Annotated in this window: 23 protein-coding genes and 1 pseudogene; 15 read left to right on the forward strand and 9 right to left on the reverse strand. The window is 73.5% G+C overall.

Annotated elements, in window-relative coordinates:
• Positions 1–25: 25 nt before the first annotated feature.
• A complete protein-coding gene (locus ACFPZN_RS21720) occupies positions 26–910 on the forward strand; it encodes a LysR family transcriptional regulator (protein WP_378283905.1) in 885 nt (294 codons plus the stop codon).
• On the opposite strand, the gene ACFPZN_RS21725 is transcribed toward ACFPZN_RS21720, so the two are convergent.
• The gene (locus tag ACFPZN_RS21725) at positions 845–1,729 is read right to left on the reverse strand and encodes a LysR family transcriptional regulator (protein WP_378283906.1); all 885 of its coding nucleotides are present in this window, start codon (positions 1,727–1,729) and stop codon (positions 845–847) included. The two genes, ACFPZN_RS21720 and ACFPZN_RS21725, sit on opposite strands and share 66 nt — an antisense overlap.
• 142 nt (positions 1,730–1,871) lie before the next feature.
• Here ACFPZN_RS21725 and ACFPZN_RS21730 point away from each other — a divergent pair, with 142 nt between their 5' ends.
• From ACFPZN_RS21730 to ACFPZN_RS21750, 5 genes are all read left to right on the forward strand, one after another.
• On the forward strand, positions 1,872–2,678 hold the full coding sequence (locus ACFPZN_RS21730; RefSeq protein ID WP_378283907.1) for an enoyl-CoA hydratase/isomerase family protein: 807 nt from the start codon (positions 1,872–1,874) through the stop codon (positions 2,676–2,678).
• Between the two features lie 8 nt (positions 2,679–2,686).
• Positions 2,687–4,639 carry an acetate--CoA ligase family protein gene (locus ACFPZN_RS21735; protein ID WP_378283908.1) on the forward strand — a complete coding sequence of 651 codons (1,953 nt, stop codon included), beginning with the start codon at positions 2,687–2,689 and terminating at the stop codon, positions 4,637–4,639.
• Positions 4,636–5,865, forward strand: coding sequence for an acyl-CoA dehydrogenase family protein (locus ACFPZN_RS21740; RefSeq protein WP_378283909.1), 1,230 nt, complete (start codon positions 4,636–4,638; stop codon positions 5,863–5,865). Before ACFPZN_RS21735 ends, ACFPZN_RS21740 begins: the two co-directional genes overlap by 4 nt.
• Positions 5,862–6,896 (forward strand): acyl-CoA dehydrogenase family protein, encoded by a 1,035-nt coding sequence (locus ACFPZN_RS21745; RefSeq protein ID WP_378283910.1) that lies wholly within the window; start codon positions 5,862–5,864, stop codon positions 6,894–6,896. The genes ACFPZN_RS21740 and ACFPZN_RS21745 overlap by 4 nt, the downstream gene beginning before the upstream one ends.
• 77 nt (positions 6,897–6,973) lie before the next feature.
• Positions 6,974–7,723: an IclR family transcriptional regulator gene (locus ACFPZN_RS21750; RefSeq protein ID WP_378283911.1), complete on the forward strand. Its 750-nt coding sequence runs from the start codon at positions 6,974–6,976 to the stop codon at positions 7,721–7,723.
• A 77-nt stretch (positions 7,724–7,800) separates the two neighbouring features.
• Here ACFPZN_RS21750 and ACFPZN_RS21755 read toward each other — a convergent pair whose 3' ends face one another.
• From ACFPZN_RS21755 to ACFPZN_RS21785, 7 genes are all read right to left on the reverse strand, one after another.
• On the reverse strand, positions 7,801–8,970 hold the full coding sequence (locus tag ACFPZN_RS21755) for an acyl-CoA dehydrogenase family protein (protein ID WP_378283912.1): 1,170 nt from the start codon (positions 8,968–8,970) through the stop codon (positions 7,801–7,803).
• A gap of 1 nt (position 8,971) precedes the next feature.
• Positions 8,972–10,282, reverse strand: a complete 1,311-nt coding sequence (locus tag ACFPZN_RS21760) for an acyl-CoA dehydrogenase family protein (RefSeq protein ID WP_378283913.1) — start codon at positions 10,280–10,282, stop codon at positions 8,972–8,974.
• Between the two features lie 44 nt (positions 10,283–10,326).
• Positions 10,327–11,106, reverse strand: coding sequence for an SDR family NAD(P)-dependent oxidoreductase (locus tag ACFPZN_RS21765; protein ID WP_378283914.1), 780 nt, complete (start codon positions 11,104–11,106; stop codon positions 10,327–10,329).
• Positions 11,107–11,142: 36 nt separating this feature from the next.
• Positions 11,143–12,330 (reverse strand): thiolase family protein, encoded by a 1,188-nt coding sequence (locus tag ACFPZN_RS21770; protein WP_378283915.1) that lies wholly within the window; start codon positions 12,328–12,330, stop codon positions 11,143–11,145.
• A 3-nt stretch (positions 12,331–12,333) separates the two neighbouring features.
• Positions 12,334–13,548: an acyl-CoA dehydrogenase family protein gene (locus tag ACFPZN_RS21775; protein ID WP_378283916.1), complete on the reverse strand. Its 1,215-nt coding sequence runs from the start codon at positions 13,546–13,548 to the stop codon at positions 12,334–12,336.
• A gap of 61 nt (positions 13,549–13,609) precedes the next feature.
• Entirely contained in the window at positions 13,610–14,482 is an 873-nt protein-coding gene (locus ACFPZN_RS21780; protein ID WP_378283917.1) for an ABC transporter permease, read from the reverse strand.
• Positions 14,479–15,312 (reverse strand): ABC transporter ATP-binding protein, encoded by an 834-nt coding sequence (locus tag ACFPZN_RS21785; RefSeq protein ID WP_378283918.1) that lies wholly within the window; start codon positions 15,310–15,312, stop codon positions 14,479–14,481. Before ACFPZN_RS21785 ends, ACFPZN_RS21780 begins: the two co-directional genes overlap by 4 nt.
• Positions 15,313–15,442: 130 nt before the next feature.
• Here ACFPZN_RS21785 and ACFPZN_RS21790 point away from each other — a divergent pair, with 130 nt between their 5' ends.
• The 4 genes and pseudogenes from ACFPZN_RS21790 to ACFPZN_RS21805 all read left to right on the forward strand — a co-directional run.
• Positions 15,443–16,390, forward strand: coding sequence for an LLM class flavin-dependent oxidoreductase (locus ACFPZN_RS21790; protein ID WP_378283919.1), 948 nt, complete (start codon positions 15,443–15,445; stop codon positions 16,388–16,390).
• A 69-nt stretch (positions 16,391–16,459) separates the two neighbouring features.
• A complete protein-coding gene (locus tag ACFPZN_RS21795; protein WP_378283920.1) occupies positions 16,460–17,254 on the forward strand; it encodes an enoyl-CoA hydratase/isomerase family protein in 795 nt (264 codons plus the stop codon).
• 31 nt (positions 17,255–17,285) lie between these two features.
• Positions 17,286–18,431, forward strand: coding sequence for an acyl-CoA dehydrogenase family protein (locus ACFPZN_RS21800; protein WP_378283922.1), 1,146 nt, complete (start codon positions 17,286–17,288; stop codon positions 18,429–18,431).
• Between the two features lie 26 nt (positions 18,432–18,457).
• Positions 18,458–18,625 (forward strand): annotated as a pseudogene (locus ACFPZN_RS21805) (LysR family transcriptional regulator); the annotation flags it as partial.
• A 646-nt stretch (positions 18,626–19,271) separates the two neighbouring features.
• On the opposite strand, the gene ACFPZN_RS21810 reads toward ACFPZN_RS21805, so the two are convergent.
• Positions 19,272–20,204, reverse strand: a complete 933-nt coding sequence (locus ACFPZN_RS21810) for a LysR family transcriptional regulator (protein ID WP_378283923.1) — start codon at positions 20,202–20,204, stop codon at positions 19,272–19,274.
• Between the two features lie 287 nt (positions 20,205–20,491).
• Between ACFPZN_RS21810 and ACFPZN_RS21815 the strand changes: the two genes are divergently transcribed.
• The 5 genes from ACFPZN_RS21815 to ACFPZN_RS21835 are packed head-to-tail and all read left to right on the forward strand — an operon-like array spanning position 20,492 to position 25,353.
• A complete protein-coding gene (locus ACFPZN_RS21815) occupies positions 20,492–21,394 on the forward strand; it encodes an SDR family NAD(P)-dependent oxidoreductase (RefSeq protein ID WP_378283924.1) in 903 nt (300 codons plus the stop codon).
• A 4-nt stretch (positions 21,395–21,398) separates the two neighbouring features.
• Positions 21,399–22,259 carry a MaoC/PaaZ C-terminal domain-containing protein gene (locus tag ACFPZN_RS21820; RefSeq protein ID WP_378283925.1) on the forward strand — a complete coding sequence of 287 codons (861 nt, stop codon included), beginning with the start codon at positions 21,399–21,401 and terminating at the stop codon, positions 22,257–22,259.
• A complete protein-coding gene (locus ACFPZN_RS21825; protein WP_378283926.1) occupies positions 22,256–22,675 on the forward strand; it encodes a Zn-ribbon domain-containing OB-fold protein in 420 nt (139 codons plus the stop codon). Before ACFPZN_RS21820 ends, ACFPZN_RS21825 begins: the two co-directional genes overlap by 4 nt.
• Positions 22,675–23,802: a thiolase C-terminal domain-containing protein gene (locus tag ACFPZN_RS21830; RefSeq protein WP_378283927.1), complete on the forward strand. Its 1,128-nt coding sequence runs from the start codon at positions 22,675–22,677 to the stop codon at positions 23,800–23,802. The genes ACFPZN_RS21825 and ACFPZN_RS21830 overlap by 1 nt, the downstream gene beginning before the upstream one ends.
• Before the next feature lie 21 nt (positions 23,803–23,823).
• Positions 23,824–25,353, forward strand: coding sequence for an AMP-binding protein (locus tag ACFPZN_RS21835; RefSeq protein WP_378283928.1), 1,530 nt, complete (start codon positions 23,824–23,826; stop codon positions 25,351–25,353).
• The last annotated feature ends 25 nt before the right edge of the window (positions 25,354–25,378 follow it).

Raw genomic sequence — 25,378 nt, forward strand, 5'->3', positions numbered from 1 at the left:
GGCGGCCGGGTCCTAGGCTGCTGCCATGGAGCTCCACCAGCTGCGGGCCTTCCTGAGCGTCCGCGACACCGGCAGCGCGACGGCCGCAGCCGCACGGCTCGGCGTTCAGCAGTCGACGGTGTCGGCCGCGATCCGCGCCCTGGAGCAGGAGCTCGCGGCACAGCTGTTCCACCGCGTCGGCCGCGGGATGTCACCGACGCCGGCGGGCCACGCCCTGGTCGGCCCGGCGCGCCGGATCCTCCGCGACTGCGAGCAGGCCGGGGAGACCCTGGCCGCGGCCGGCCGGGGCGGCCGGCTGGAGCTCGCGGCCCTGTCGACCGTGGTCAGCGGCCCGTTCTCGTCGCTCGTCTCAGCGTGGCTCGGCGCCGCGCCGGGGCGGGCGGTCCGGGTGCACGACCTCGCCCGCGAGGACGCGGTGGCCGAGGTCCTGACCGGAGGCACCGCGGAGATCGTCTGCACCCGGCTGCCCCTGTCCCCGCCGGTGGACGGCGCGCTGACGGTGCTGCCGATCGGCTCGTGGGAGTGGCGGGTCGCCTTCCCCCCGCGCTCCGGAGCCGTCCCGGAAGGCGCGGTGACGATGCGGGAGCTGTCCGCCGTGCCGACCGTGCTCGTCGCGCCGGGCCGCAACTCGGCTCTCGAGCGCGCCACGGCCCGGACCCCCCTGTCGGCCGCCGTGGTCGCGGACCAGCGCGAGGCCCGCACCTCGCTGATGCTGGCCGGGGTGGGCGCCACGATCGTCGGCCCTCGACTCGCCGTGGTCGCGGCGGCCGCCGGCGTGAACGTGCGACCGCTGGACCCGCCGTTCACCCAGTCGGTCGGGCTGGTCTTCGACCCGGTCCGCCTCTCACCGGTCGCCCGGGGGTTCGTCGCGGCCGCGGGCGAGTTCGACGAGGGCGGCGCCGGCGGGTGACAGCGCCTGCTCGCGCCAGACCAGGTGGGCCTCCCGCCACAGCGGCGGGTCGAGCGAGCGGAGCGACGCCCAGGGCATGACGGCCTTCGCCGTGTCCCGGCCGGCGAACGTCGCGACCGTGCCGTCCCTGACCAGTTCCCACAGCATCGCCCGGTGGGCGCACTGGGCCCGGACCCGGCCCAGCATCGACGCCACGGCCGTCGCGGCGGTGCTCGCGGAGTCGAGGTCCGAGGGGATCACCCCGAGGTCGAGGTCCGCGACCCGGGCCCGCGCGACCGGCTCCGCCAGCCCGGCGGCGAACTCCGGACTCGCCACCAGCACGATCTCCTCGGCACCGAGGTCGCACCGGTCCCATCCCGCGTCCGGGGGCATGTCGTCGACCACGCCCAGCTCGGCCTCGCCCGAGCGCACCGCGCCGAAGGCCCCGGCCGCGGTGCTCGCGTCCCGGACGTGGACCTCGAGTCCCGGATGCCTCCCGCGAAGCGCGGCGATGAGCGGGGTCAGCGGATGCACCGCGAGGGTGGCCGACGTCGCGACGACCAGCCGGCCGACCTCGAGGCCGGACACCTGCCGGACCCGTTCCCTGGCACCGTCGGCCTCGGCGATCACCTGGCGCGCCAGGCCGGCCAGCCGCGCACCGTCGGCCGTGGGAACGGCACCCCGGCCGGACCGGTCGAAGAGCCGGACCCCGAGCTCGTCCTCGAGACGGCGCATCGCCAGGGAGAGCGACGGCTGGCTCACGAACAGCACGCGGGCGGCCTGGGTCATGCCGCCCTCGTCGACGACCGCGACGAAGTAGCGCAGCGTCCGGAGGTCCATGACAGCCCACCCTAGCCAGACATAGGAACCGCCGATGGGACCTGCGAAAAAGCGGTCTTTGCACATATGCCTCCGGTGGCGCGACAGTGGTAGCCGAAACACCCGTAACCGCGCCATGCGCTCGCAGAACACCGGAGCACCCATGACCGAACGCCACGTCACCGTCGAGCGGCAGGACCGCGTCGGCCTGGTCTTCCTGGACCGCCCGGACCGTCGCAACTCCTACACCCCGCTGATGGCGCTCCAGCTCCAGGAGGCGCTGGTCGCCTTCGACGCCGACCCGGAGGTGTCGGTGATCGTGGTGAGCGGGCGCGGCGAGCACTTCGGGGTGGGCGCGGACCTCGACATGAACTGGCGCGACGAGAAGACCCACGGCGTCGAGACCCTGACCGAGCCGGAGAAGGCGCCGTGGAACCTGAGCACGCCGATCATCGCGGCCATCAACGGTGACGCCATCGGCGTGAGCCTCACCTGGGCGATGCAGGCCGACATCCGCGTCGTGGCCGACTCGGCCCGCCTGGCCTTCTCGTTCAACCGGGTCGGCATCATGCCCGACCGCGGCTCGACCTGGCTCCTCCCCCGGCTGGCGGGCTTCGGCGTCGCGATGGACCTGCTGCTGACCGGCCGCACGATCGACGGCGCCGAGTTCGAGCGCCGCGGCCTGGCGACCCACATCGCCGCGCCGGCGGACGTGCTCAAGGTCGCCGTCGAACTCGCGTCCGACATGGCCGCGCACTGCGCGCCGGTGTCGATGACCGCCACCAAGCGGCTCATGTACGAGTTCCTGGAGTCGACCGACCGGGTCGCGGCCTACAACCGCGAGCGCCGCGTCCTGACCTGGATCCGCACCTGCGGCGAGACCCTGCGGGGCATCGCGGCCTTCAAGGAGAAGCGCGCGCCCGAGTGGGGCACCACCAAGCACACCCGCGTCCCGGCCGAGCTCCGATGAGGGCGGACATGACGGACCGGTCCGGCCTGCGGGTTCCCGACCTGCGCCCCCTGCTCTCCCCTGCCAGCGTCGCCGTCATCGGCGGGACGTCGCGCGAGACCGGCCTCGGCGCCCGCACCCTGCGGCACCTGCGCGAGGCGCGGTTCGGCGGCGAGGTCCTGACGCCCGGCCCGCGGGACGGTCTCGACCGGGACGTGGACGTCGCGCTGCTCGGCGTGCCGGCCGCGGCCGCCCAGGAGGTGCTCGACCGGATCGACGGCCGTGCCAGGTTCGCGGTCGTGTTCGCCTCCGGCTTCGAGGAGACCGGCGGCGGCCCGCTGACCACCGCCCGGGGCACCATCGTCCTGGGCCCGAACACCGTCGGGCTCTACCACGCGCCCGACCGCGCGCTGCTGACCTTCGCCCAGGCCTTCGACAGCCTCGTCGACTGCCGGCACGGGAGCGGCGCCTTCCTCGTCTCCCAGAGCGGCGCCTTCGGTGCCCGCGTCGTCACGGCGGCCGCCCGATACGGCTTCCACCTCGACGGCTTCATCGGCAGCGGCAACGAGGTCCACCTGGACGCCTGCACCCTGGCCCGGGGTGTCCTCGCCGCGGCCGAGCCCCGGGTCCTGCTGCTCTACCTGGAGGGGATCCGCGACGCTGGCGCGCTGCAGGCCCTGCTGGCCGACGCGAAGCGCCGCGGCGTGCCGGTCGTGTGCCTGCTCGGCGGCCTCTCCGAGGCCGGCTCCACCGCGGCCGCCTCCCACACCGCGGCGGTGAGCACGGACACCGCGGTGACCCGCGAGCTGTTCGAGGCGTACGGCGCCACGCTCGTCGGCTCCGACCGCGAGCTCGTGCTCGCCGGACTGGGCCTCTCCCTGATGGGCCGCGCGGCCGGGCGCCGCACCGGAATCGTGACGGGCTCCGGCGGGGCCGGCGTCGTCGCCGCCGACCTGCTCAGCGGCGTCGGCCTGGAGGTCCCGGTCCTCAGCGCCGGCCTCCAGGAGCGCTTGATGGCGCACCTGCCGGGCATCGCCTCCCCGCGCAACCCGGTCGACGTGACCGCGCAGACGATCGGCGACGACGCGACGCTGGAGAAGGTCTGCACGACGCTGCGCGAGAGCGGCGAGGTCGATCTCGTCGTCGTGATCGGCCGCGAGGACCAGGCCGCCGCCGCGGGCGCGCACGCCGCCGCCGCGCCGCCCACGGTCGTCGCCACGCTCGACCGGGAGCCGGCCGCCGTCAGACCGCGCATCGAGGCCGGCGAGGTCGTCCTCCCCGACCTCGACTCGGCGTGCCGGGTCCTCGCGGCCTGCGCGCCGCCGGGGCCGGGCGTCGACGCCGCCCTCAGGCCGGTCGCGGCCGGCTCCGGCTCCCTCGCCTCCGACCCGACCGCGTCCGAGAGCCTCCGGCTCGTCGCGGGCGCCGGCGTGGAGGTGGCCGGCTGGGGCGCCGCGGCCACGGTCGCCGAGGTGCTGGCCCGCGGCGAGGATCTCGGCTGGCCGGTGGTCCTCAAGTCCGACGTCGCGGCCGGCGTCCACAAGGCGCGCGCCGGCGGAGTCCGGCTCGACGTCACCGCGGCCACCGCCCGGGAGGTCGCCGCCGAGCTTCTCGCGAGCGGTGTCCCGCTCATCGTGGCGCGCCAGCTCCGCGCGTCGATGGAGCTGTTCGCCGGAGTCCGGCGCGACCCCCAGTGGGGGCCGGTCGTCTCGGCGGGCCTCGGCGGCGCCCACGTCGAGCTGCTGGATCGTACGGTCGCCATGCCGGCGGCCCTCGGAGCCGAGCACTTCGCCCGGCGACTGGCGGCCGAGCTGTTCGACCGCGTGCCGGGACGGTACGACGGGCTGGCGGCGGGGCTCGCCGCGGCGGCGTTCGCCCTCGCCGACCTCGCCGACCGCACCGGTGCCGCGCTCGTCGAGTGCAACCCGCTCGGAGTCGTCGACGGCCGGATCGTCGCCCTCGACGCCAGGGTCGTGCGATGAGCGCCGCGCTGGAGCTCGAGGAGCTGCTGCGGCGGGTGCTGCCCGCGCGCTGGATCGAGCTGGTCGACGGCGGCGACCGCGAGGGCCTGGCCGACCACCTCGCCGGTCTCGATGCCGCTCTGACCGCCGGTCTGGTCCGTACCGTCGCGGCCGACGGCTGGCTCGTCCCGGAGTGGCCGGCCCGCCTGGGCGGGCGCGCGCTGTCCGCCGACGAGACCGTCGACGTCCGCCGGACCCTCGCCCGCTGGCGGGTGGGCACGGTGGAGAGCGCCATCGGCACCGGCTGGGTCGGGCCCGCGATCCTCAGGTTCGCCGGCGACGACGTCGCCGCCGAGCTGCTCCCCCCGATCGCCCGCAACGAGGTGCTGTGGTGCCAGCTCTTCAGCGAGCCGGAGGCCGGTTCGGACCTGGCCTCGGTCCGGACCCGCGCCCGCCGCGACGGCGACCGGTGGCACCTCACGGGCCGCAAGACCTGGACCAGCCGCGCCGACCGGGCCGGTTGGGGCCTCGCGGTCGCCCGTACCGACATCGACGTGCCCAAGCACGCCGGCCTGACCTGCTTCCTCGTGGACCTCTCGACGCCCGGCGTCCAGGTCCGGCCGATCCTCCAGATGACCGGCGACGCGGAGTTCTTCGAGGTCACCCTCGACGACGTCGTGGTGCCCGACCGGTACCGCCTCGGTGAACCCGGCCAGGGCTGGGAGGTGGTGCGCGCGGTGCTCCAGCTCGAGCGCGTGGCCGGCTCGGGGGCGGGCGCCGCCACCCCCGGCTCCGTCGTCGGCCGCACCGTCGACGAGCTCGTCGCCGAACGCCTGCCGGGGGCCGACCCCGTCCAGGCCGACGCGATCGTGCGCCTGTACGTCGAGTCCCAGGCGATCGCGCTGAACAACCGGCGCAACGCCCTCCACCGTTCCGAAGGACTGCCTCCGGTGGCGAACGGCACGCCGTACAACAAGGTCCTGCAGGCCGAGCACACCAAACGCCTCCAGCGCGGCATCCTCGGCGGCGCCGGCCTCGGCGCGGTCGCCCACGCCCCCGGCGACCGCGCCCGCTCCTACGACGCCTGGGCCTTCCTGCGCGTGCAACCGAAGACCATCGCCGGCGGCACCTCGGAGGTGCTCCGCGACCAGATCGCCGAGCGTGCCCTCGGCATGCCGCGCGGGGCGGACCCCAGCAAGACCGTCTCCTGGCGCGAGTTCACCGGCTCCCAGGGAGGGAACGCATGAAGCTGGCGTCCACCGAACAGGCGGACTTCGCCGAGGCCGTCGGCGCCCTGCTGCACAAGCGCGACCCGCTGGAGCAGGTACGCCGCGCACCGGGGCCCCGGAAGTTCGACGCGGAGCTCTGGTCCGACCTGGTGGCCATCGGACTCCTCGAACCGGCCCAGGCCGGTGACGTGGTCACCGCATGCCTGGTCGCCGAGGCCCTGGGCCGCGCCGCCGCTCCCCTGCCGTTCCTGAGCGCTTCGGTCGCGGACGCCCTCGTCGTGCCGGCCGGTGGCGAGGTCACCGGTCTGGCGACCTACGGACTGCTGGCCGAGGACGGCACCTGGTCCGCCCCCGCGCTCGAGCTGTCACCAAGAGGCGACGGCCTGGTCCACGGCACCCTTCCGTTCGTGCCGGACGCGGACGCCGCCGACATCGTCGTGGCGGCCGTGCAGGCACCGGAGGGCCGCCGGCTCGCGCTGGTACGGACGAGCGACACCACCGTCGAGCCGCTGGAGAACCTCGACGCCACCCAACCGCTCTCCCGGGTGGTCTGCAGGGCCTCCCCCGCCACCCTGCTGCCGGCCGCCGGCGACGCCCTGGCCGCGGCGATCGAGGAGGCGCGCCTGCTCGCGCTGGCCCTGCACGGCGCGACGCTGCTGGGACTGGCGACCTGGCTGCTGGACACCACCGTCGAGTACGCAGGCCGGCGGGTCCAGTTCGGCCTGCCGATCGCCGCCCGGCAGGCCGTCAAGCACCGGTGCGCGAGCATGCTGATCCAGGTCGAGTCCATCCGTTCGATGGTGCTGGAGCTGGCCGACGCCCTCGAGACCGGCGCCGACGACCGCGCCCTCGTCGCCGCGACCGCGATGGCCTGGACGACGGAGGCGGCCGAGGAGGTCGCCGGCGGTGCCCTCCAGCTGCACGGCGGCATCGGGTTCACCTGGGAGCACGACCTGCACCACTACTTCAAGCGCTGCACCGTCGGCGCCCTGCTGCTGGGCACGTCCGGCCACCACCGCGCACAGGTCGCGGCCGCGCTGACCGCCTGACCTGCAATCCAATTCGACTGAGCAGAATTCTGATAGGCTCCAGTGGAACTGTCCGGAAGATTTCAGGGGGTCGAGCGGTGGCCGAAGGGTCGATCGCACGGACACTGCGGGTACTCGAGGCGGTCTGCGACCACGGTCCGCAGACCCTCAAAGCCCTCAGCGAGCGCACCGAACTGGCGCCGCCGACGCTGCTGCGGATCCTGCGCCTGATGGCGGACGAGGGCTACGTCGTGCAGCAGGCCGACCGGACCTGGCGCGGGACGATGCTGGTCTGGCGGCTCGGCTGCGCGGTCAACACCTCGGTCGGCCTCCTGGCCATCTCCCGCGAGCACACCGACCGGCTGACCGCCGAGCTGGACGAGACCTCGGTCTACGCCGTCTACGAGCAGGGCGCGGTGACCTACGCGGCCCACTCGGAGCCGATCAAGCCGGTCCGGGCGCACGTGCGCCTCGGTCAGCGCTACCGGCTCCTCGCGGTCACCACCGGCCAGGCCGTGCTGGCACAGCTCGACGAGCCGTACGTCGAGCGGGCCCTCGCCGAGCAGACCGCGAGCGGCGACCCCCGCGACCCCGCGCAGGTCGAGACCATGCTGGCCGAGATCCGGCGGCGCGGCTACGCGGCCGGCCCCGGCGTGCGCTGGCCCGAGCTGTGGGGGTGCGCCGCGCCCGTCTTCGACGCCACCGGCGGCGTCGTGGGCGCCCTCGGCGTGTCCATCCCGACCGCGCGTGCCGAGGAGATCAGCGATCAGGTCGTCGCCGGCGTGCTGAAGGAGGCGGAGGCCATGAGCGTTCGCCTCGGCCGGCCGGCCATCGTCCGGGAGGTCTGACCGGGCGACGCGCGAAGCCCCTGCCGCACCGTCCGAGGACGGCGCGGCAGGGGCTTTGACGCAGCGCCCTCGCCGGATCAGGTCAGCTGGAGCGTCCGGGCGATGATGCCCTTCATCACCTCGCTGGTCCCGCCGTAGATGCGGGCGACCCGCGCGTCGGCGTACAACCGGCAGATGTCCTGCTCCCAGACGTAGCCGTAGCCGCCGTGCAACTGGAGGCAGGCATCGGCGACACGGCCGTGGAGCTCGGTGCAGAACAGCTTGACCTGGGCCGCCGCCGCCGGGGCGAGCTCGCCGCGCTCGTGCCGGGCCATGGCCTGGTCGACCAGTGCCTGGCCCGCCGCGATCTGCGTCGCCTGCTCGGCGAGGACGAACCTGGTGTTCTGGAAACCGCCGAGCTGCCGGCCGAACACCTTCCGGTCGCGCACGTAGCCGCAGGTCAGGTCCAGCGCCGCGACGGCCTGGGCCTGCGAGTTGACCGCGATGGACAGCCGCTCCTGGGCCAGGTGGGAGGACAGGTAGCCGAACGCCTGCCCCTCCTCACCGAGCACGTTGGCCGCGGGTATGCGGACGTCGTCGAAGAAGAGCTCGGTCGTATCCTGCGCCTTGAGTCCGAGCTTGTCGAGCTTGGCGCCGCGGGTGAAGCCCGGCATGCCCGCCTCGACCACGACGATGGTCAGCCCGGCACGGCGGTCGCCGTCGGACGACGAGGAGCGGGCGACCACGAGGACCAGGTCCGACTGCGCACCACCGGTGATGAAGGTCTTCGCGCCGTTGAGGATCCAGTCGGACCCGTCGCGACGCAGCGTCGTCCGCATGCCGGCCAGGTCGGAGCCCGTGGCCGGCTCGGTCATGGCGATCGACGTCATCAGCTCGCCGCTGGCCATCCCGGGGAGCCAGCGGCGTTTCTGCTCGTCGGTCGCCAGGGACAGCACGTACGGCGTGACCACGTCGGTGTGCACGCGCAGGGAGCCCAGGGTCACCCGTTCGTAGGCGACCTGCTCGGTCACGACGCAGTTGAAGAGGAAGCCGTCCTGCCCGCCGCCGCCGTACTCCTCCGGGATCTGCAGGCCGACCAGGCCGAGCTTCCCGGCGGACCGGTAGACGTCCCGGTCCACCATCCCCGCGGCCTCGAACCCTGCCACGCGCGGCGCCACGTCGCCGCGCAGGAAGGCGCCGACCATGGCGCCGAAGTCCCGGTGCTCGTCGCCGTAGACCGTGCGGTCCAGCTGGGGTCGCAGGGACACGTCACTTCCTCCGCTGGCTGCCGCTGACGCCGAGCACCTGGGCACCGAGCACGTTGCGCATCACCTCGGGCGTCCCGCCGCCCATCACGAGGCCGCGGCCGTCGCGGAAGTAGCGCTCCACCGGCCAGCGACGCGAGTACCCGCGAGCGCCGTGGATACCGATGGCCGTGTTGGTGACCCGCTGCACCATCTCGCTGCTGTGGAGCTTGGCCATGAGGGTCTCCGTCTGGTCCGGGAAGCCTCCCTCCCCGCTGCGGGCGGCCCGCCACACCAGCATGCGCGAGACGTGCACGTCCAGCGCCATGTCGGCGATCTTCCACTGCAGTCCCTGGAACTCCGCGAGCGGGCGGCCGAACTGGCGTCGGGCGTTGAGGTGGCCGACGCTCGCGTCGAGGGCGGCCTGGCCGAGACCCGTGCACATGGCGGCGTTGCCGCACCGCTCGGGGTTGAACTGGTTGACGAGGATGCCGGTGCCCTTCTTGGAGTGCTCCTCGGGCATGACCAGGACGTCCTCCGGGCCGACGCGCACGTTGTCGAAGTGCACCATGCACTCGGCGACGCCCCGGATCCCCATCTTCGGGTCGATGTGGAAATCGCCCATCCCGTCGGGCCGCCCGGAGAGCACCACGGCACCGATGCCGTAGGGGCCGGCGGTGCCGGCCAGGCGAGCGAACACGATGATGGTGTCGGCGACGTGACCACCGGTGATCCAGCACTTGGTGCCGGTCAGCCGGAACCCGTCGCCGTCCGGGGTCAGGGTGGCCCGCAGGTCGGTGCCGGCGCTGCCGGCGGCCGGCTCGCTCATGGCGATCGCGAAGTGGTTCGTGCCGTCGGCCACCCCGGGCAGCAGCCGGTCCTTCATCTCCTCGGTGCCGAGCACGTTGATCGCGCGCCACGGGCCGTTCAGGAACGGCTGGACCGACATCGCGGTGCTCAGGCAGGCGCGCGCCAGCTCCTCGACCACGATGCATCCCTCGAGCAGGGTCTCGCCCTGGCCGCCGTACCGCTTCGGAATCGTGAGCCCGACGAGCCCGGTCTCCAGGACGGCCTCGAAGGTCTTGCGCGGGAACTCCTCGGTCTCGTCCCAGCGGCCGGCCATCGGACGGAGTTCGCGGACGGCCACCTCGCGGGCCAGTTCCCGGATCTCGCGCTGACGCGGCGTGAGCTCTGCCCACATGCCGTCGTACGTCGGCTCGGGGTCGAGCGCGGCCGGGTCCCAGACGTCGCGGGCGACGTCGAACATCGGCTCCTGCTCGGACAGGCCGTCCCCCGCCGGGGGGCCGGCCGCGGGGGTCGTGGTGTCGACGCTCATGGAGGGTTGCCTTTCGGAGGGAGCGGGCGAAGACTCGGTCGGCGTCATCGGGGGGCCATCCGGATCGCGCCGTCGAGCCGGATCGTTTCGCCGTTGAGCATGGGGTTGGCGATGATGAAGGCGGCCAGGGAGGCGAAGTCCGCGGGGTCGCCCAGGCGCGCCGGGTGCGGGATCGAGGCGGCCAGGCGGTCCCGGACCTCCTCCGGCACGCGGGAGAGGATCGGGGTGTCGAACAGGCCCGGCGCGATCGTGTTGACGCGGACGTGGTTCCGGGCCAGGTCACGGGCGGCGACGAGGGTCATGCCGACGACGCCGGCCTTGGCGGCGGCGTACGGGAGCTGCCCGATCTGCCCCTCCCAGGCCGCGACCGAAGCGGTGAGCACGCACACGCCGCGCTCGCCGTCGGGCAGGTCGTCGAGGGGGACCATCGCCGCGGCCGCGTGGCGCAGCACGTTGAAGGTCCCGATCAGGTTGGTCTGGATCACGTCCTGGAACCGCTCCATGGAGCCCGGCGTGCCGTCCTTCTCGACCACCCGGACGGGCCCGCCCCGGCCGGCGCAGTGCACGAGCGCGCGGAGCTCACCGAGCTCGGTCGCGGCCCGCACGGCCGCGGCGACCTGGTCGGAGTCGGTCACGTCGGCCGCGGCGAACCGCACCCGCCCCTCGGCGGCCGCGCCGAGATCCTTGGCGACGAGCTCGCCGTCGCTGCTCTCCAGGTCGAGGAGGACGACGTGCGCTCCGGCGGTGGCCAGCTGCCGCGCGGTCGCCCGGCCCAGGCCGGACGCCGCTCCGGTGACGAGTGCGGCCTTGCCCCGGATGTCCATTCGTTGTGCCCTTCGTGTCGTCGGTGGCGTGCGCCGTCAGGCGATCCGCTCGAGGACGGTCGCGTTCGCGAGACCGCCGGCCTCGCACATGGTCTGGAGACCGCGGGTGCCGCCGGTCTGCTCCAGGTGGTTGAGGAGGGTGACGAAGATGCGGCATCCGCTCGCACCGAGCGGGTGGCCGAGCGCGATCGCGCCGCCGCGCGGGTTCAGGCGGGCGGGATCGGCTCCGAGCTCCTTGGCCCAGGCGAGCGGGACGGAGGCGAAGGCCTCGTTGACCTCGAAGGCGTCGAAGTCGTCGAGCCCGAGGCCGGTGCGCTCCAGGATCCGCCGGGTCGCCGGGATGGGGCCGGTCAGCATCATCTCGGGGTCGTCGCCGACGACGGACGAGCCGGTGATCCGGGCGCGCGGGGTGAGGCCGAGCCGCTCGGCCTTCTCCGCGCTCATCAGCAGCACGGCCGCCGACCCGTCGGTGAGCTGGGAGCTGTTCCCGGCGGTGACCGACCAGGTGCGGCCCGGCAGGAGGTCGGCGTAAGCCTCGGACTCGAAGACGGCCTTGAGCCCGGCGAGTCCTTCGACCGTGGTGGTCGGGCGGATGGTCTCGTCCGCGGTCACCTTGGCGCCGTCGGGAAGGGTGATCGGGACGATCTCGTCGTCGAAGCCGCCGGACCCGGCGGTGGCCTGTGCCCGCCGGTGGGAGGCCGCGGCGAGCCGGTCCTGCTCCTCGCGGGTGATGCCCCAGGTCTCGGCGACCCGCTCGGCGGCGACGCCCTGCGGGACCAGGCGGAAGCGCGCGGCGACGCCGGGCCCCCAGGGATCCTGCTCGATGCGGGCGATCCCCATCGGGACGCGGCTCATCGACTCGACCCCTGCGGCGATGACGACGTCGTGCAGGCCCGTCGCGATGCCCTGGGCGGCGAACTCGATCGCCTGCTGCCCCGAGCCGCACTTGCGCTCGACGGTGGTGGACGGGACGTGGACGGGAAAGCCCGCCGAGAGCCAGGCCATCCGGCCGGGTGTCGCGGACTGCTCACCGGCCTGGCTGACGCAGCCCACGATGACGTCACCCACGATGCCCGGGTCGATGGACGTCCGCGAGACGAGGTGGGCGAGGGTCTGGGCGAGGAGCTCGACGGGGTGGAGGCCGCTCAGCGCGCCCCCCGGCTTGCCCCTGCCCATCGGGGTGCGGCACCCGTCGACGATGACGACCTCACGAAGCTCGGCCATGCCTCACGCCTCCTGCCGGCCGGCGGCGGCCTTGCGCGCCGGACGCTGGTCGAAGGAGCGCCCGAGCAGCTCGGAGGCGATGCGGGTGCGCTGGATGTTGGGGGTGCCGCCGGCGAGCGCCCAGCCGTGCGCGTCCCTGTGCATCCGCTCCAGGCCGTACTCCTCGGTGTAACCGTTCGCGCCGTGCAGCATCATCGCCATGTCGGTGACCCGCTTGGCCATCTCGTTGGCGGCGCACTTGGCGAGCGAGACGTGCAGGGTGCTGGGGGTGCCGGCGTCGAGCCCGGCCACCGCGCGGTCGCGGAGCATGCGCACCGACTCGACCTCCAGGAGCATGTCCGCGAGGCTGACCTGAACCGCCTGGAACTCCGCGATGGGGCGGCCGAACTGCTCGCGCTCCTGGACGTAGGCGATGGTCTTGTCCAGAGCGGCCTGCCCGAGGGCGAGGCTCATCGTGGTGTTCCCCAGTCGTTCGATGGAGAACATCGAGAAGAGGTCGCGGAAGCCGTCGGGAGGCCGGACGACGATGTTCTCGACCGGGACCTCCACGTCATCGAGGATCACGTCCGCGGACGGCAGGCCCCGGAAGCCCATCAGCCGCTCGCGGGCCCCGAACGAGACGCCCTTGCGGTCGGCCTCGACGATCACGGCTCCGATGCCCTTGGCACCCGGGATGTCGTCCATCCGGCAGTAGACGAGGTAGCGGTCCGCGTCTCCGCCGTTGGAGATCCAGCGCTTCAGTCCGCGCACCACGACGGTGCCGCCCCTGATCTCCGCGCGGGTGACCATGTCGGTGGCGGCCGATCCGGCGTCCGGCTCGGAGATGCCGATGGCCATCGCGTTGTCACCGCTGATCACCCCCGGCAGGAACCGCCGCTTCTGGTCTTCGGTGCCGAGCCGCACCAGGTGCTGCGCCGGTCCGACGTTGGCCTCGAAGACCTGGAAGGCCGCCGGTGGCCATACCTTCGCCAGCTCCTCGACCACGGTCAGGGCTTCGGCGAACGTTCCTCCGGCGCCTCCGTACTTCTCGGGAAGGGCGATGCCCAGCCATCCGAGGGACCCCAGGTAGCGCCGCTCGTCATGCGTGATGACGGTCCGGTCGCGGTCCCACTGCTCGGCGTAGGGCGCGTAACGCTTCTCCGCGACCTGGCGGGCGATCTCGCGCAGTTCGGCCAGGTCGGATGGTTCGGTCGGCTGCGGCTCGTGTGGTGTGGTCATGCGCTGTGCTGCGTTCCCGTCTGCACGATGGAAGGGATGGGCGTGGTGGTGGCGGCCCGGGTCACCGGCTCTGGGCGTACTCGCTGTCCGCCCAGCGCACCAGGCGGGAGCCGAGCAACCCGACCAGTCCGCCGAACAGGACGCCGACGATCGAGATGGTCACGACGCCGACGTACATCCGGTCGGGGACGAAGATCTGCCAGGCGTGCCAGGTGTAGTAGCCGAGTCCCTCGTGGGCGTTGACGAACTCGACGGCGATGACCAGCAGCATCGAGATGCCCGAGGCGAGCTTGAGGCTGGAGACGATCTGCGGCGTGATCGCCGGGACGATCATCCAGCGGAACCGCTGCCCGGACGACAGGCCGTAGGACCGCGCGACCTCATGGAACGCGGTGGGGATCATCATCGCGGCGGACAGCGTCGTGAAGGCGACGATGTAGAAGGTGCCGAGGGAGATGAAGACCAGCTTCGGCACCTCGCCGAGCCCGAAGAGGAGCAGGAACAGCGGCAGCAGCGCGAGCTTCGGGATGACGTAGAGCGCGCGGATCAGGGGCTCGAGCATCCAGCGCAGGACCTTCACCTGGCTCATCAGGAGACCGATGAGGATTCCGGCCAGCGATCCGATGACGTAGCCGGTCAGCAGCCGGAGGATAGTGATCTTGAGCTCGGACCAGAGCATTCCGCTCCGCAGGTCCTCCTGCGCCTTCGCCGCCACCGCACTCGGCTGGCTGAAGAAGCGGGCGTCGATCCAGCCCGACCGGGCCGAGATCTCCCAGGCGACGAGCACGCCGACCGGGAGCACGAGGCCGAGCACGAGCCGCAGGACACCGTCGCGCCTCGCCTGGTACGCGGCCGACCGCTGCTTGGGCTCGGGCCGGCGCTCGACCCAGGTCCCCTCGTTCCGGGAGACGCTCCGGTCCATCTGCACGGTCATCGGACGGCCTCCTCGATCGTCTCGACGTCGCCTTTGAGGTCGGCCCAGAGGTCCTCCTCGAGCCGGGCGAACTCCGGGTCCTTCCTCAGCTCCGCCGACCGCGGGCGCGCGAACGGGACGTCGACGACACGGCGCACGCGTCCCGGACGGGCCGACATCAGGGCGATCCGGTCGGAGAGGAGGATCGCCTCGTCGAGGTTGTGGGTGACGAAGAAGACCGTGTAGGTGTGCTCGCGGACGATGGCGAGGAGCTCCTCCTGGAGCACCTTGCGCAGCTGCGCGTCGAGCGCCGCGAAGGGCTCGTCCATCAGCAGGATCTCGGGCTCGACGACGAACGCGCGGGCCAGGGCGACGCGCTGCTTCATGCCACCGGACAGGTTGCCCGGAAGCGCCTTCTCGAACCCGGCGAGGCCGACCCGCTCGATCCACTCCTGCGAGCGACGGCGCGCCTCGGCGCGGTCCACCCCGGCGGCGTCGAGCCCCAGGCGCACGTTCGCCTCGACCGAGCGCCAGGGAAAGATCGAGTACTCCTGGAACACCGGGGCGACGAGCGGCCGGTCGCGGTGCTCGTGGTTGATCCGGACGACTCCGTCCGTGGGCTTCTGCAACCCCGCGAGCACCCGCAGCAGCGTCGACTTCCCGCACCCCGACGGCCCGGCGACCGAGAGGAACTCGCCGCGCCCGACGGTCAGGTCGACGTCGTCGAGGGCGACGACGTCCTCCCGGCCGCGACGGCGGTACCGGTAGGACAGCCCCTCGATGCGGATCTTGTCGGCGCTCGGCGCGACGTCGCCCGTCGGGGGCGACTCGGAGCGCACGGCCTCGGTCATGGGGGGCCTCCCAGCATCGTCACGACCATCATTTGATTCGATTGAGCGGAATCTAATTCACCTGGTATGAATCATCTGTGTGATCCCCGGGCCCTGTCAAGGGTCACGAACCCGACGGAGAGGTACGACCGTGCGGCTATGCGCCAACTGGCTCCCGCTTTCCCCCGACCTGACCCGGGAGGTCGCCGCCCGGTGCGAGGCGGCCGGCCTGTGGGGCATCGGGATCGGCGACTCCCCCAACTACGGAGAGCTCTACTCCGCCTGCACCGACGCGCTCGGCGCGACGTCCTCGCTGGTCGTGAGCACCAGCGTGACCAACCCCGTGACCCGGCACTGGTCCGTGCACGCCGGCGCCGTGCGCGCCCTGGCCTCCGCCCACCCCGGCCGGTTCCGCCTGGGGTTCGGCCGAGGCGACTCGGCCGTGCACACCTTCGGCCTCCGGCCCGCGTCCCTGGCCGACCTCGAGCACTTCGGGCGCTCGGTGGCCGATGCCGCGCGGGCGGCCGACGTCGCCCCCTTCCTGCTCGTCGCGGCCAGCGGTCCCGCGACCGCGCGCATCGCCGGGCGCGTGGCCGACGGTGTGATCGCCGGCGTCGGCGGGGACCCCGTCGCGCTCCGCATGATCCGCGAGCGCGCGCAGGCCGCCCGCGACGGCGACGCCGCACCTCCCGAGGTCTGGGCATCGGTGCGGATCGCCATCGGACGGGACGATGCCGAGGTGCGCGACCTGCGGCGGCGCCTCGTCCCGCGCGCGGTGAGCGCGTCGCACTTCGCCTTCGCCTCGACCTTCGAGGGCAAGAACGTGCCCGAGGAGTACGCCGGCGTGCTGGCCGAGCGCTACGCGACCTACGACTACGGCTCGCACGGCCGCTCCGGAGCGACCTCCAACGCGACGATGTTCGCGGACCGGCCCGACATCGAGGACTACCTGCTCGACCGCTTCGCCGTCGTGGGACGCGCGGACGACTGCCGGGCCCGGCTGGAGGAGCTCTCGGCGCACGTCGACGGCGTCTACCTGTCACTGCTCTTCGAGGACGCCCTGACCCAGATCGACCGCATCGGCGGGATGCTCGCATAGGCAAGGGACTCCCCCGGGTTCGGCGGCACGTCTTGGTCGGCGGGGGCCTCGGCACCCTTGGATGACGGTGTGAAGCAGGAGAGCAGTCCCGGCGACGAGGTCCGACTCACCTTCGAGGGCCCCGTGGCCACCATCACGATCGACCGCCCGGCCGTCCGCAACGCGATGAACCGGGACACCTGGGCCGTCCTGGCCGACCACCTGGGAACGGTCACCCGGTCGGAGGCGCGCGTACTGGTGATCACCGGTACGGGCGGTCACTTCTGCGCGGGAGCCGACACCTCGGCGCGGCGGCGCACCGATCTCCACCCCCTGGACCGCCTCGGCCACGTCACCGCACCGCTGGTCGCCCTGCAGGAGCTGCCGCTCCCGGTCGTGGCGAAGGTCGACGGTCCCGCGGTGGGCGCCGGCCTGAGCCTGGCGCTGGCGGCCGACCTCGTCGTGGCCACGACCCGGTCCCGGTTCGGGACCGCGTTCTCGCGCCGCGGGCTTTCGCTCGACACCGGGTCGTCGTGGCTGCTGCCCCGGGTCGTCGGGCTGCAGATGGCCAAGCGGCTCGCCTACCTGGCCGAGACGCTCGACGCAGAGGAGGCCCACCGGCTCGGCCTGGTGACCTGGCTCGTCCCACCCGACGAGGCCGACCCGTTCACCGGCGACCTGGCGCTGCGCCTCGCCGCGGCCCCGCCCGTCGCCGTCCGGCTCGACAAGGACCTGCTCAACCACTCCCACGAGCGGTCGTTCCGGGAGGCCGTCGCGGCCGAGAACGTCGCCCAGGTGGTCAACATGGGGACCGACTCCCCGACCGCCCGGGAGGCGCTCGCCCGGGGCGAACGTCCCGCCTTCACCGGCCGCTGGCGCGGTTGACCCCGTCCCCGAGCAACCAAGGAGACATGCGATGCAGACGTCGATCTACCACGAGGAGCACGAGGCCTTCCGGCGGTCGGTGCGGACCTTCCTCGCGAAGGAGGTCGTCCCTTACTTCTCCGACTGGGAGGCGGCCGGGTGCGTTCCGCACGAGGTCTACCAGAAGCTGGGAGACCTCGGAATGCTCGGCCTCCGCGTACCGGCGGAGTACGGCGGTGGCGGCGACGACGGCTTCCTCTACTCGTCGGTGTGGTCGGAGGAGTGCAGCAGGGCGGGCGTCTCGCTCGGTGGCGCGGCGACGCACATGAACCTCGTCATCCCCTACATCCTGCGCCAGGGCACCGAGGAGCAGAAGAGGCGCTGGCTGCCCGACATGGTCGCGGGCCGGCGGATGGGCGCCATCGCGATGACCGAGCCCGGCACCGGCTCGGACCTGGCCGGCATCCGTACGACGGCGCGGCTCGAGGACGGCCACTGGGTGCTGTCGGGCGGCAAGACCTTCATCTCCGGCGGCATCAACGCCGACCTGGTGATCGTCGTGGCGCGCACCAGCGAGAACGCCGACCGGCGGGCGGGCCTCTCGCTCCTGGTCGTCGACGCCGACAGCGAGGGCTTCAGCCGGGGCCGCAACCTGGAGAAGATCGGGCTCAGGGCCACCGACACGGCCGAGCTCTTCTTCGACGAGGTCGCCGTCCCCGCGGACCACCTCCTCGGCGAGGAGGGCCAGGCCTTCCGCTACCTCGCGCACAACCTGGTGCAGGAGCGGCTCGGCATCGCCCTCGGCGCCCAGGTCTCGGCCGAGAAGGCACTGCGGATCACGGTCTCCTACGTCAAGGACCGCACGGCGTTCGGCCGGCCCGTGTCGTCCTTCCAGAACACGAAGTTCAAGCTCGCCTCCTGCCACGTGGAGGTGACCGCCGGGCGCGCCCTGCTCGACCGGGCCATGCGCGCGCACGAGGCCGGCGAGCTCACCGCCGCCGAGGCGTCCACGGTCAAGGTCTACTGCACCGAGACGCAGAACCGGGTGATCGACCGGTGCCTGCAGCTGCACGGCGGGTACGGGTTCATGCGGGAGTACGAGATCGCCCGGATGTACACCGACGCGCGCGTCTCCCGGATCTACGGTGGCACCAACGAGGTCCAGCGCGTCATCATCGCCAGGGCACTGGGACTGTAGGGGCGAGCGGGAGGCCGGCCATCGAGCTGCAACAGCTCCGCTACTTCGTCGCGGTCGCCGAGGCGCGGAGCATCAGCGGCGCGGGGACTGCGCTCGACGTGACCCAGTCGACCATCTCGCAGTCGGTCAACGCGCTCGAGAAGGAGCTCGGCGCCGCCCTGTTCCACCGGACCGGCCGTGGCATGACACTGACCTCGGCCGGCCACGGTCTGCTCGGCCCGGCGCGCAGGATCCTGCGCGAGACCCGGCAGGCCGAGGCCGCGGTCTCGGCCGATCCGCGCCGCGGCGCGCCGAGGCTCGACATCGCGGTCCTGCCGCCGGCGCTCAACGGTCCGCTGGCCGAGGTCCTCGCGGCGTTCCTCCGATCCGATTCCGAGACGGTCGTGCACGTCCACGAGCTCGGCTCGGAGCAGGAAGCCGCCGAGGTGCTCGCCTCCGGCACGGCGGAGGTCGTCGCGACCCGCCTCCCGCTCGACGTCGGACGCGCCGGCGACCGGCTCGCGACGTTGCCGCTCGGTACGTACGACGTCTACGTCACCCATCCCCCGGGCCCCGGGGAGGAACCGTCCACCGCCGGCCCTGAGCCGCCGATCGGCCTCGCCGAGCTGCACGACGTACCGCTCGTCCTGATGCCGCCGCGTCCGATCCTGTCCGCCGGTATGGAGGCGATGATCGAGGAGAGTGGCCCGCACCTGGTCCGGCGGGCGGTCGTCGGGCAGCAGGAGACCCGCACCGCCTGGATGCTGGAGGGCATCGCGGCGACGCTGCTCGGTTCACGGCGGGCGGCGGAGGCGGCACGGTGCGGAGCACGCCTGGCCCCGTTGCGCGGGGTCACCGATCTCACGGTCGGTCTGGCGTGGGATCCCCGGTCGATGTCGCCGGTGGCGCGCCTCTTCGTGGCCTCCGCGTACGCGGCGGCAGCGCGATCTCCAGCAGCGCCTGGGCCGCCGGCGTCAACCGCTCCGGGCGATGGGCCAACCCGATCCGGCGGAACACCGGCGGATCCAGGGACCTGAGCTCCGCGGCCGGGAGGAGCCGCTCGGCGACGGCGCGCGACACGAAGGTCACCAGGACGTCCTGGGCCACGAGATCCCACAGCAGCCGACGCTGCGCACTGCGAATCCGCGACTCTCCGAGCACCTCGGCCATGGTCCGCTCACTGGCCGTCCGGGGGCCGGGCGCCCGCGCGAGCGCGCCCGACGGCAGGTCCCGGACCAGCGCGCGCGGCAACGGGTCCGGGAGTCCCGCGGCCAGGCCGGGGCCGGCCGCGATGACCAGTTCCTCCCGCGCCAGCTCGACGGTCGCGAGGGAGGCTTTGTGGACGGGGAGCTCGACCAGCCCGATCTCGGCCGCGCCGTCGGTGATCTCGGCCAGCACGGCCGCGACCGACTCGGGCTCGGAGACATGCACCTGCAGGCCCGGGTGGGCGTCCAGCAGGTGCTTGACCCAGGGGCCGAGCGGATGGATCGCCAGGGTCGAGGCCGCCGCGACAGTGAGACGTCCGGCGCCGAGATGCGCCACCCGGTCGACCCGGGCCCGCGCCTCCTCGACCTCGGCGAGGACGGACCGCGCCCGGACCTCGAGTTCACGGCCGGCGTCGGTGAGCCGGAGGCCCCGCCCGACGCGCTCGAACAGGCTGACCCCGAGACGCTGCTCGAGCGTGCGCAGCGCCTGCGAGACCGACGGCTGCGCGACGTACAGCGCCTCCGCGGCGCGGGTGACACCCCCGTGGTCGATGATCGCCACGAAGAACCGGAGCAGCCGCAGGTCCACGCTCACACGGTAGTGCCGTTCCCCCGGCCGCACCGCGGACGATCCATAGGTTTCGACAACCGCGGCCACCGATATCAGGTCTTTGTCGCCGATCGCCACCGGCCGACAGAGTGCGGCCATGAGCGTCGCGTCCAGCACCGCCACGACGCGCCGGCGCGTCGGGACCGGGCCATGGCCGCCCGGGAGACCACCGCCCACCTGACCCGCCTGCTCCTCGCAGGCCGGGTGACCGCCCACGACTCCGCCGTCGCCACGTCCTGGCACGGCGGCGAGAGGACCGCGCCCTGATGACCACTCCGCTCTCCACCGAAGGATCCTGCTCCGGCCGGGTCGCCATCGTGACCGGCGCCGGTCGCGGCCTCGGCGCCGAGTACGCCCGGCGCCTCGCCCGCGCGGGCGCCGCCGTCGTCGTGAACGACCTGGGGGTCGGCCTCGACGGCGAGAACGACGGTACGGCGCCCGCCGACGCGGTGGCCGCCGAGATCCGCGCAGCCGGCGGGCAGGCCGTCGCCAGCGGCCACGACATCTCCTCCTGGAAAGAGGCCGAGCAGCTCGTCGGGCTGGCCGTCGACACCTTCGGCGACCTCGACGTCCTCGTCAACAACGCCGGGGTGCTGCGCGACCGGACGATCGCCCGCATGACGGAGGCCGAGTGGGACTCGGTGATCCGGGTGCACCTCAAGGGCACCTTCGCCACCACCCGCCACGCCGCGAACCACTGGCGCGAGCGCCACGGCGAACGCCCCGGGCGCGTGGGCCGCCTGATCAACACGACCTCCGTCTCCGGCCTCTTCGGCAACGCCGGCCAGGCCAACTACTCGGCCGCCAAGGCCGGCATCGCCGCCATGACGATCGTCGCCTCCCTCGAACTGGGCCGCTACGGCGTGACCGCGAACTGCGTCTCGCCGGGTGCCGCGACCCGGATGACCGCCGCGCTCGGCGGCGACCGCGAACCCGACGACCCGACCCGCTCCCCCGGCTTCCCGGCCGCGGTGGTCGAGTGGCTCGCGTCCCGCCGCTCCGACGGCGTGACCGGTCGGGTGTTCCTGACCTCCGGCAGGCGCCTGTCGGTGGCCGCGGGCTGGGAGCACGGCACCCCCGCCACGCCGAGCGAGGACCTCACCGAGCTCGACGCGACGCTGCGCGGCCTCCTGGCCGCGGCCCGGCCCAACGCCGGCATGCGGGGCTGAGCCGATGCTCGACCGCACTTCGGTGGGCGCCCGCTCGGCGCCGTTCACCCGGGCGTGGACGTCGGACGACGCCCTCCTCTACTCGCTGGCACTGGGCGCCGGCCCCGACCGGCTCGATCTCGTCACCGAGAACTCCGAGGGCGTGGCCCAGCGGATGCTGCCGACGTACGCCGCCCTGCTCGCCGGCGGCACCAGACCACTGCGCGATCGGCTCGGCGGCTGGCCCGCCCACGCCGCCGTCCACGGCGCGCAGCGGGTCACCCTGCCCGGCCCGCTGCCCGTCGGCGGCGAGGTCGAGGCCGTCTCGACCGTGGCGCGCATCACCGACAAGGGCTCCGGGGCGCTGCTGGAGATCGAGGCCACCGGCACGGATAGGGCCACGGGCACCGAGGTGTTCTCCGCCGTGACGTCGCTCTTCCTGCGGGGCCAGGGATGGGGCGAGCCGGAGCGCGGCACGCAGAGCGACCCGGTGCCGGACCGCGCACCCGACCTCGTCGTCGAGGCGTCGACGGGTCCGGGCCAGGCACTCCTCTACCGCCTCTGCGGCGACCGCAACCCCCTGCACAGCGACCCCGCGTTCGCCAAACGCGCCGGATTCGAGCAGCCGATCCTGCATGGGTTGTGCACCTGGGGCGTCACCGCCCGGGTCCTGCTCCAGGAGCTGGACGCGGCCGGTCAGGCCGACCCGCTGGGCCGGGTGGCGTCGTACTCCGGGCGGTTCCGCGCACCGGTCACCCCGGGCGACGGGCTCACGGTCCGCGCCTGGCAGACCGGGGAGGGCACCTGGGCGCACACGACCTCGGTGGGCGAGCGCACCGTCATCGACCGCGGCGAGCTGGTACTGCACCCGCAGGTGGCCGGATGAGCGGCGAGCCCAAGCCCGTCCCACGGCCGACGCCCGAGACGCGGCCCTACTGGGAGGCGACCCGGCGCCGTGAGCTGGTCCACCACCGCTGCGACGGCTGCGGTGCCGGTTCGCAGCATCCGCGGGCGATCTGCGCCTGCGGTTCGACGGACCTGACCTGGACTCCCTGCACCGGGCGCGGCCGGCTGTTCTCCTACGTCGTGGTGCACCGGCCCGAGCCGGTCTTCGCCGACGAGGCCCCCTTCGTGCTGGCCACCGTGGAGCTCGAGGAAGGCGTCCGGATGACGACCCGCATCGTGGACGTGCCCGCCGACCCGGCCGCCCTCCCCCTCGACATGGACGTCGAGCTCCGCTGGCTCGAGCGCGGGGACGTGAACCTTCCGGTGTTCGCACCGGCCGGACCGGGGGGAGCGTGATGGACGCGGTCATCATCGGCGCGGCGGAGACCGACGTGCTCGGCCGCAACCCCGACCAGTCCGTGCTGGGGCTGAACGTCGAGGGCGGCCTGCGAGCGCTGGCCGACGCCGGCCTGGAGCCGGGCCAGATCGACGGCGTCGCCGGCGCCTACTCACCCCACGGCGTCGCCCACGCGCTCGGGATCACGCCTCGCTGGGTCGACTCCACCAATGTCGGCGGCTGCTCCTTCCTGATGCACGTGCGCCACGCCGCGGCGGCGACCGCCGCGGGGCACGCCACCCGGGTGCTGGTCACCCACGGCGAGTCCGGCCGGTCGCGAGCCGGCACCGTGCCGCGGCCCCGGGACCCGCGGTCGTGGACCGGCCAGTTCGAGGAGCCCTACGGCGCCAGGCCGCCGTACACCCGCTTCACCCTCCCCGCCCTGCGCTACCTCCACGACCACGGTCTCGACGAGACCGCCCTGGCGCAGGTCGTCGTCGCCCAGCGTCGCTGGTCCTCCCGGGTGCCGCGGGCCGGGCGGCGGGACCTGATGACCGTCGGCGAAGTGCTGGCGGCACCGGCCCTCGCGTGGCCGTTCACCATCCCGATGATCTGCATGCTGACCGACGGCGGCGGCGGACTGGTCGTCACCGCGTCCGGGCACGCCACGGCCGAGCAGCTCCGGCGCTCGGTGAAGGTGCTCGGCACCGGCGAGGGCTCCGACCCCCTCCTGGTGGCCCAGGCGCCCGACCCGGCCGGCGGCTCCGCGGCCCGGCGCGCCGCCGACGACGCCTTCGCCGAGGCGCGGATCGGGCGATCCGAGATCGGCCACGTCATGGTGTACGACGCCTTCGCGCACCTGCCGTTGATCGGGCTGGAGTGCCTCGGGCTGGCACCGGTGGGCAAGGCGGCCGAGCTGGTCGCCGCCGGCGAGACCTCTCCGGGCGGCTCCCTCCCGCTCAACACCAACGGAGGCGGCCTGGCCTACACCCACACCGGGATGTACGGCATGTTCGCCATCCAGGAAGCCGTCCGCCAGCTGCGCCATGAGGCCGCGGCGCAGGTGCCCGGCGTGAGCACGAGCGCCGTCCTCGGGTACGGCGGGATGTTCACGGCTTCCTCCGTCCTCATCCTCGCGCGAGACTGAGACCACCACGGGAGGCCCAAGGTGCGCAACTTCTTCGAGTACGCCGACAACGACCCGGCCCGGGTCGCCGTCGTCCACACCGACGGCCGGCAGGTCACCTACGGCGAGATGCGGGACGACGCCAACCGGATCGGCAACTTCCTCTGGGAGCGCGGACTCGCCCCCGGGGACACCGTCGCCTGCCTCCTGCCGAACTCCTACCAGCTGATGGCGATGGTCCGTGGCGCGGCGCAGCTCCCGCTCCACCTCACCCCCGTCAACTGGCACCTGACGGCGTCGGAGATCGCCTACATCCTGCGCGACTCCGGGGCGAAGATCCTTTTCACCGCCGATCCGTTCGTCGACCTCGCAGGGAAGGCCGCCGCCGAGGCCGGGCTGCCGGCCGAGAAGGTCGTCGTCCTCGCGGTCGCGCCGGAGGGCGGCGCGGCGCGCCTGACCGGCCCGGTCGCCGCGGCGTCCGCGGCGCCCCCGCGCGGCCGGGGGGCCGGCAACCGCATGCTCTACACCTCCGGCACGACCGGGCGTCCCAAGGGCGTACGACGCCCGCTGCGCGGGATCAGCCCGGCCGAGGCCGCCGGCGCGGCCCTGGCCCGGGCCCGTCGCTACGGCGCGGACCATGAGGACGGCGTGTTCCTCGGCATGGCCCCGATGTACCACGCCTCGCCGCTCGCCTACGCCGACCAGGCCCTCGACGTCGGTCACCGGGTGGTGCTGCTCGAGCGGTGGAACCGCGAGCGGGTGCTCGAGGCGATCGCCGAGCACGGCGTCACGTGGCTCTACCTCGTCCCGCTGATGATGCGGGAGCTCGTCGCCCTGCCGGAGGACGAACGCGCCGCGCTCCGGGTGGGGAGCATCCGGTCCATCGTGCACACCGCCGCGCCGTGCCCTCCGCACGTCAAGCAGGCCATGATCGACTGGCTCGGTCCGGTGCTGGTCGAGCTCTACGGCGGCACCGAGGGGGCGGCCACGATGATCACGTCGGAGGAGTGGCTCGCCCACGTCGGCAGCGTCGGACGCCCGCTGCCCCACGTGAGCCTGCGGATCCTGGACGAGGACCGCGACGAGGTGCCGGTCGGCCAGGTCGGCACCGTGTACTTCAAGAACGAGGAGCTCGCGTTCGTCTACCTCGGTGATCCCGAGAAGACGGCCGCGTCGCGCCTGGACGGGCACGTCACGCTCGGCGACCTCGGCCGGCTCGACGAGGACGGCTACCTGTACCTCTCGGACCGGGCGGTCGACCTGATCATCAGCGGGGGCGTGAACATCTATCCCGCGGAGATCGAGCACGCGCTGCTGGAGCTCCCGGGGGTGGCCGACGCGTGCGTCGTCGGCCGACCGGACGAGAAGTGGGGCGAGAGCGTGCACGCGGTCGTGGTCGTCGACCGCTCGGGCACCCGCGACGAGGTCGCGGCGTCGCTGGACGCCGAGCTCCGCGCCCGCATCGCCGGCTACAAGATCCCGCGCAGCTGGGCGTTCGTGGAGGCGCTTCCGCGGTCGGCGGCGGGAAAGCTGCTGCGCCGCGAGGTACGGGAGAGCGTCGCGACACGGTAAATTCCACTCAGCAAAAGCAGTTTAG

This window comes from Actinomadura rugatobispora (genome assembly GCF_042656285.1).
Classification (GTDB): domain Bacteria; phylum Actinomycetota; class Actinomycetes; order Streptosporangiales; family Streptosporangiaceae; genus Spirillospora; species Spirillospora rugatobispora.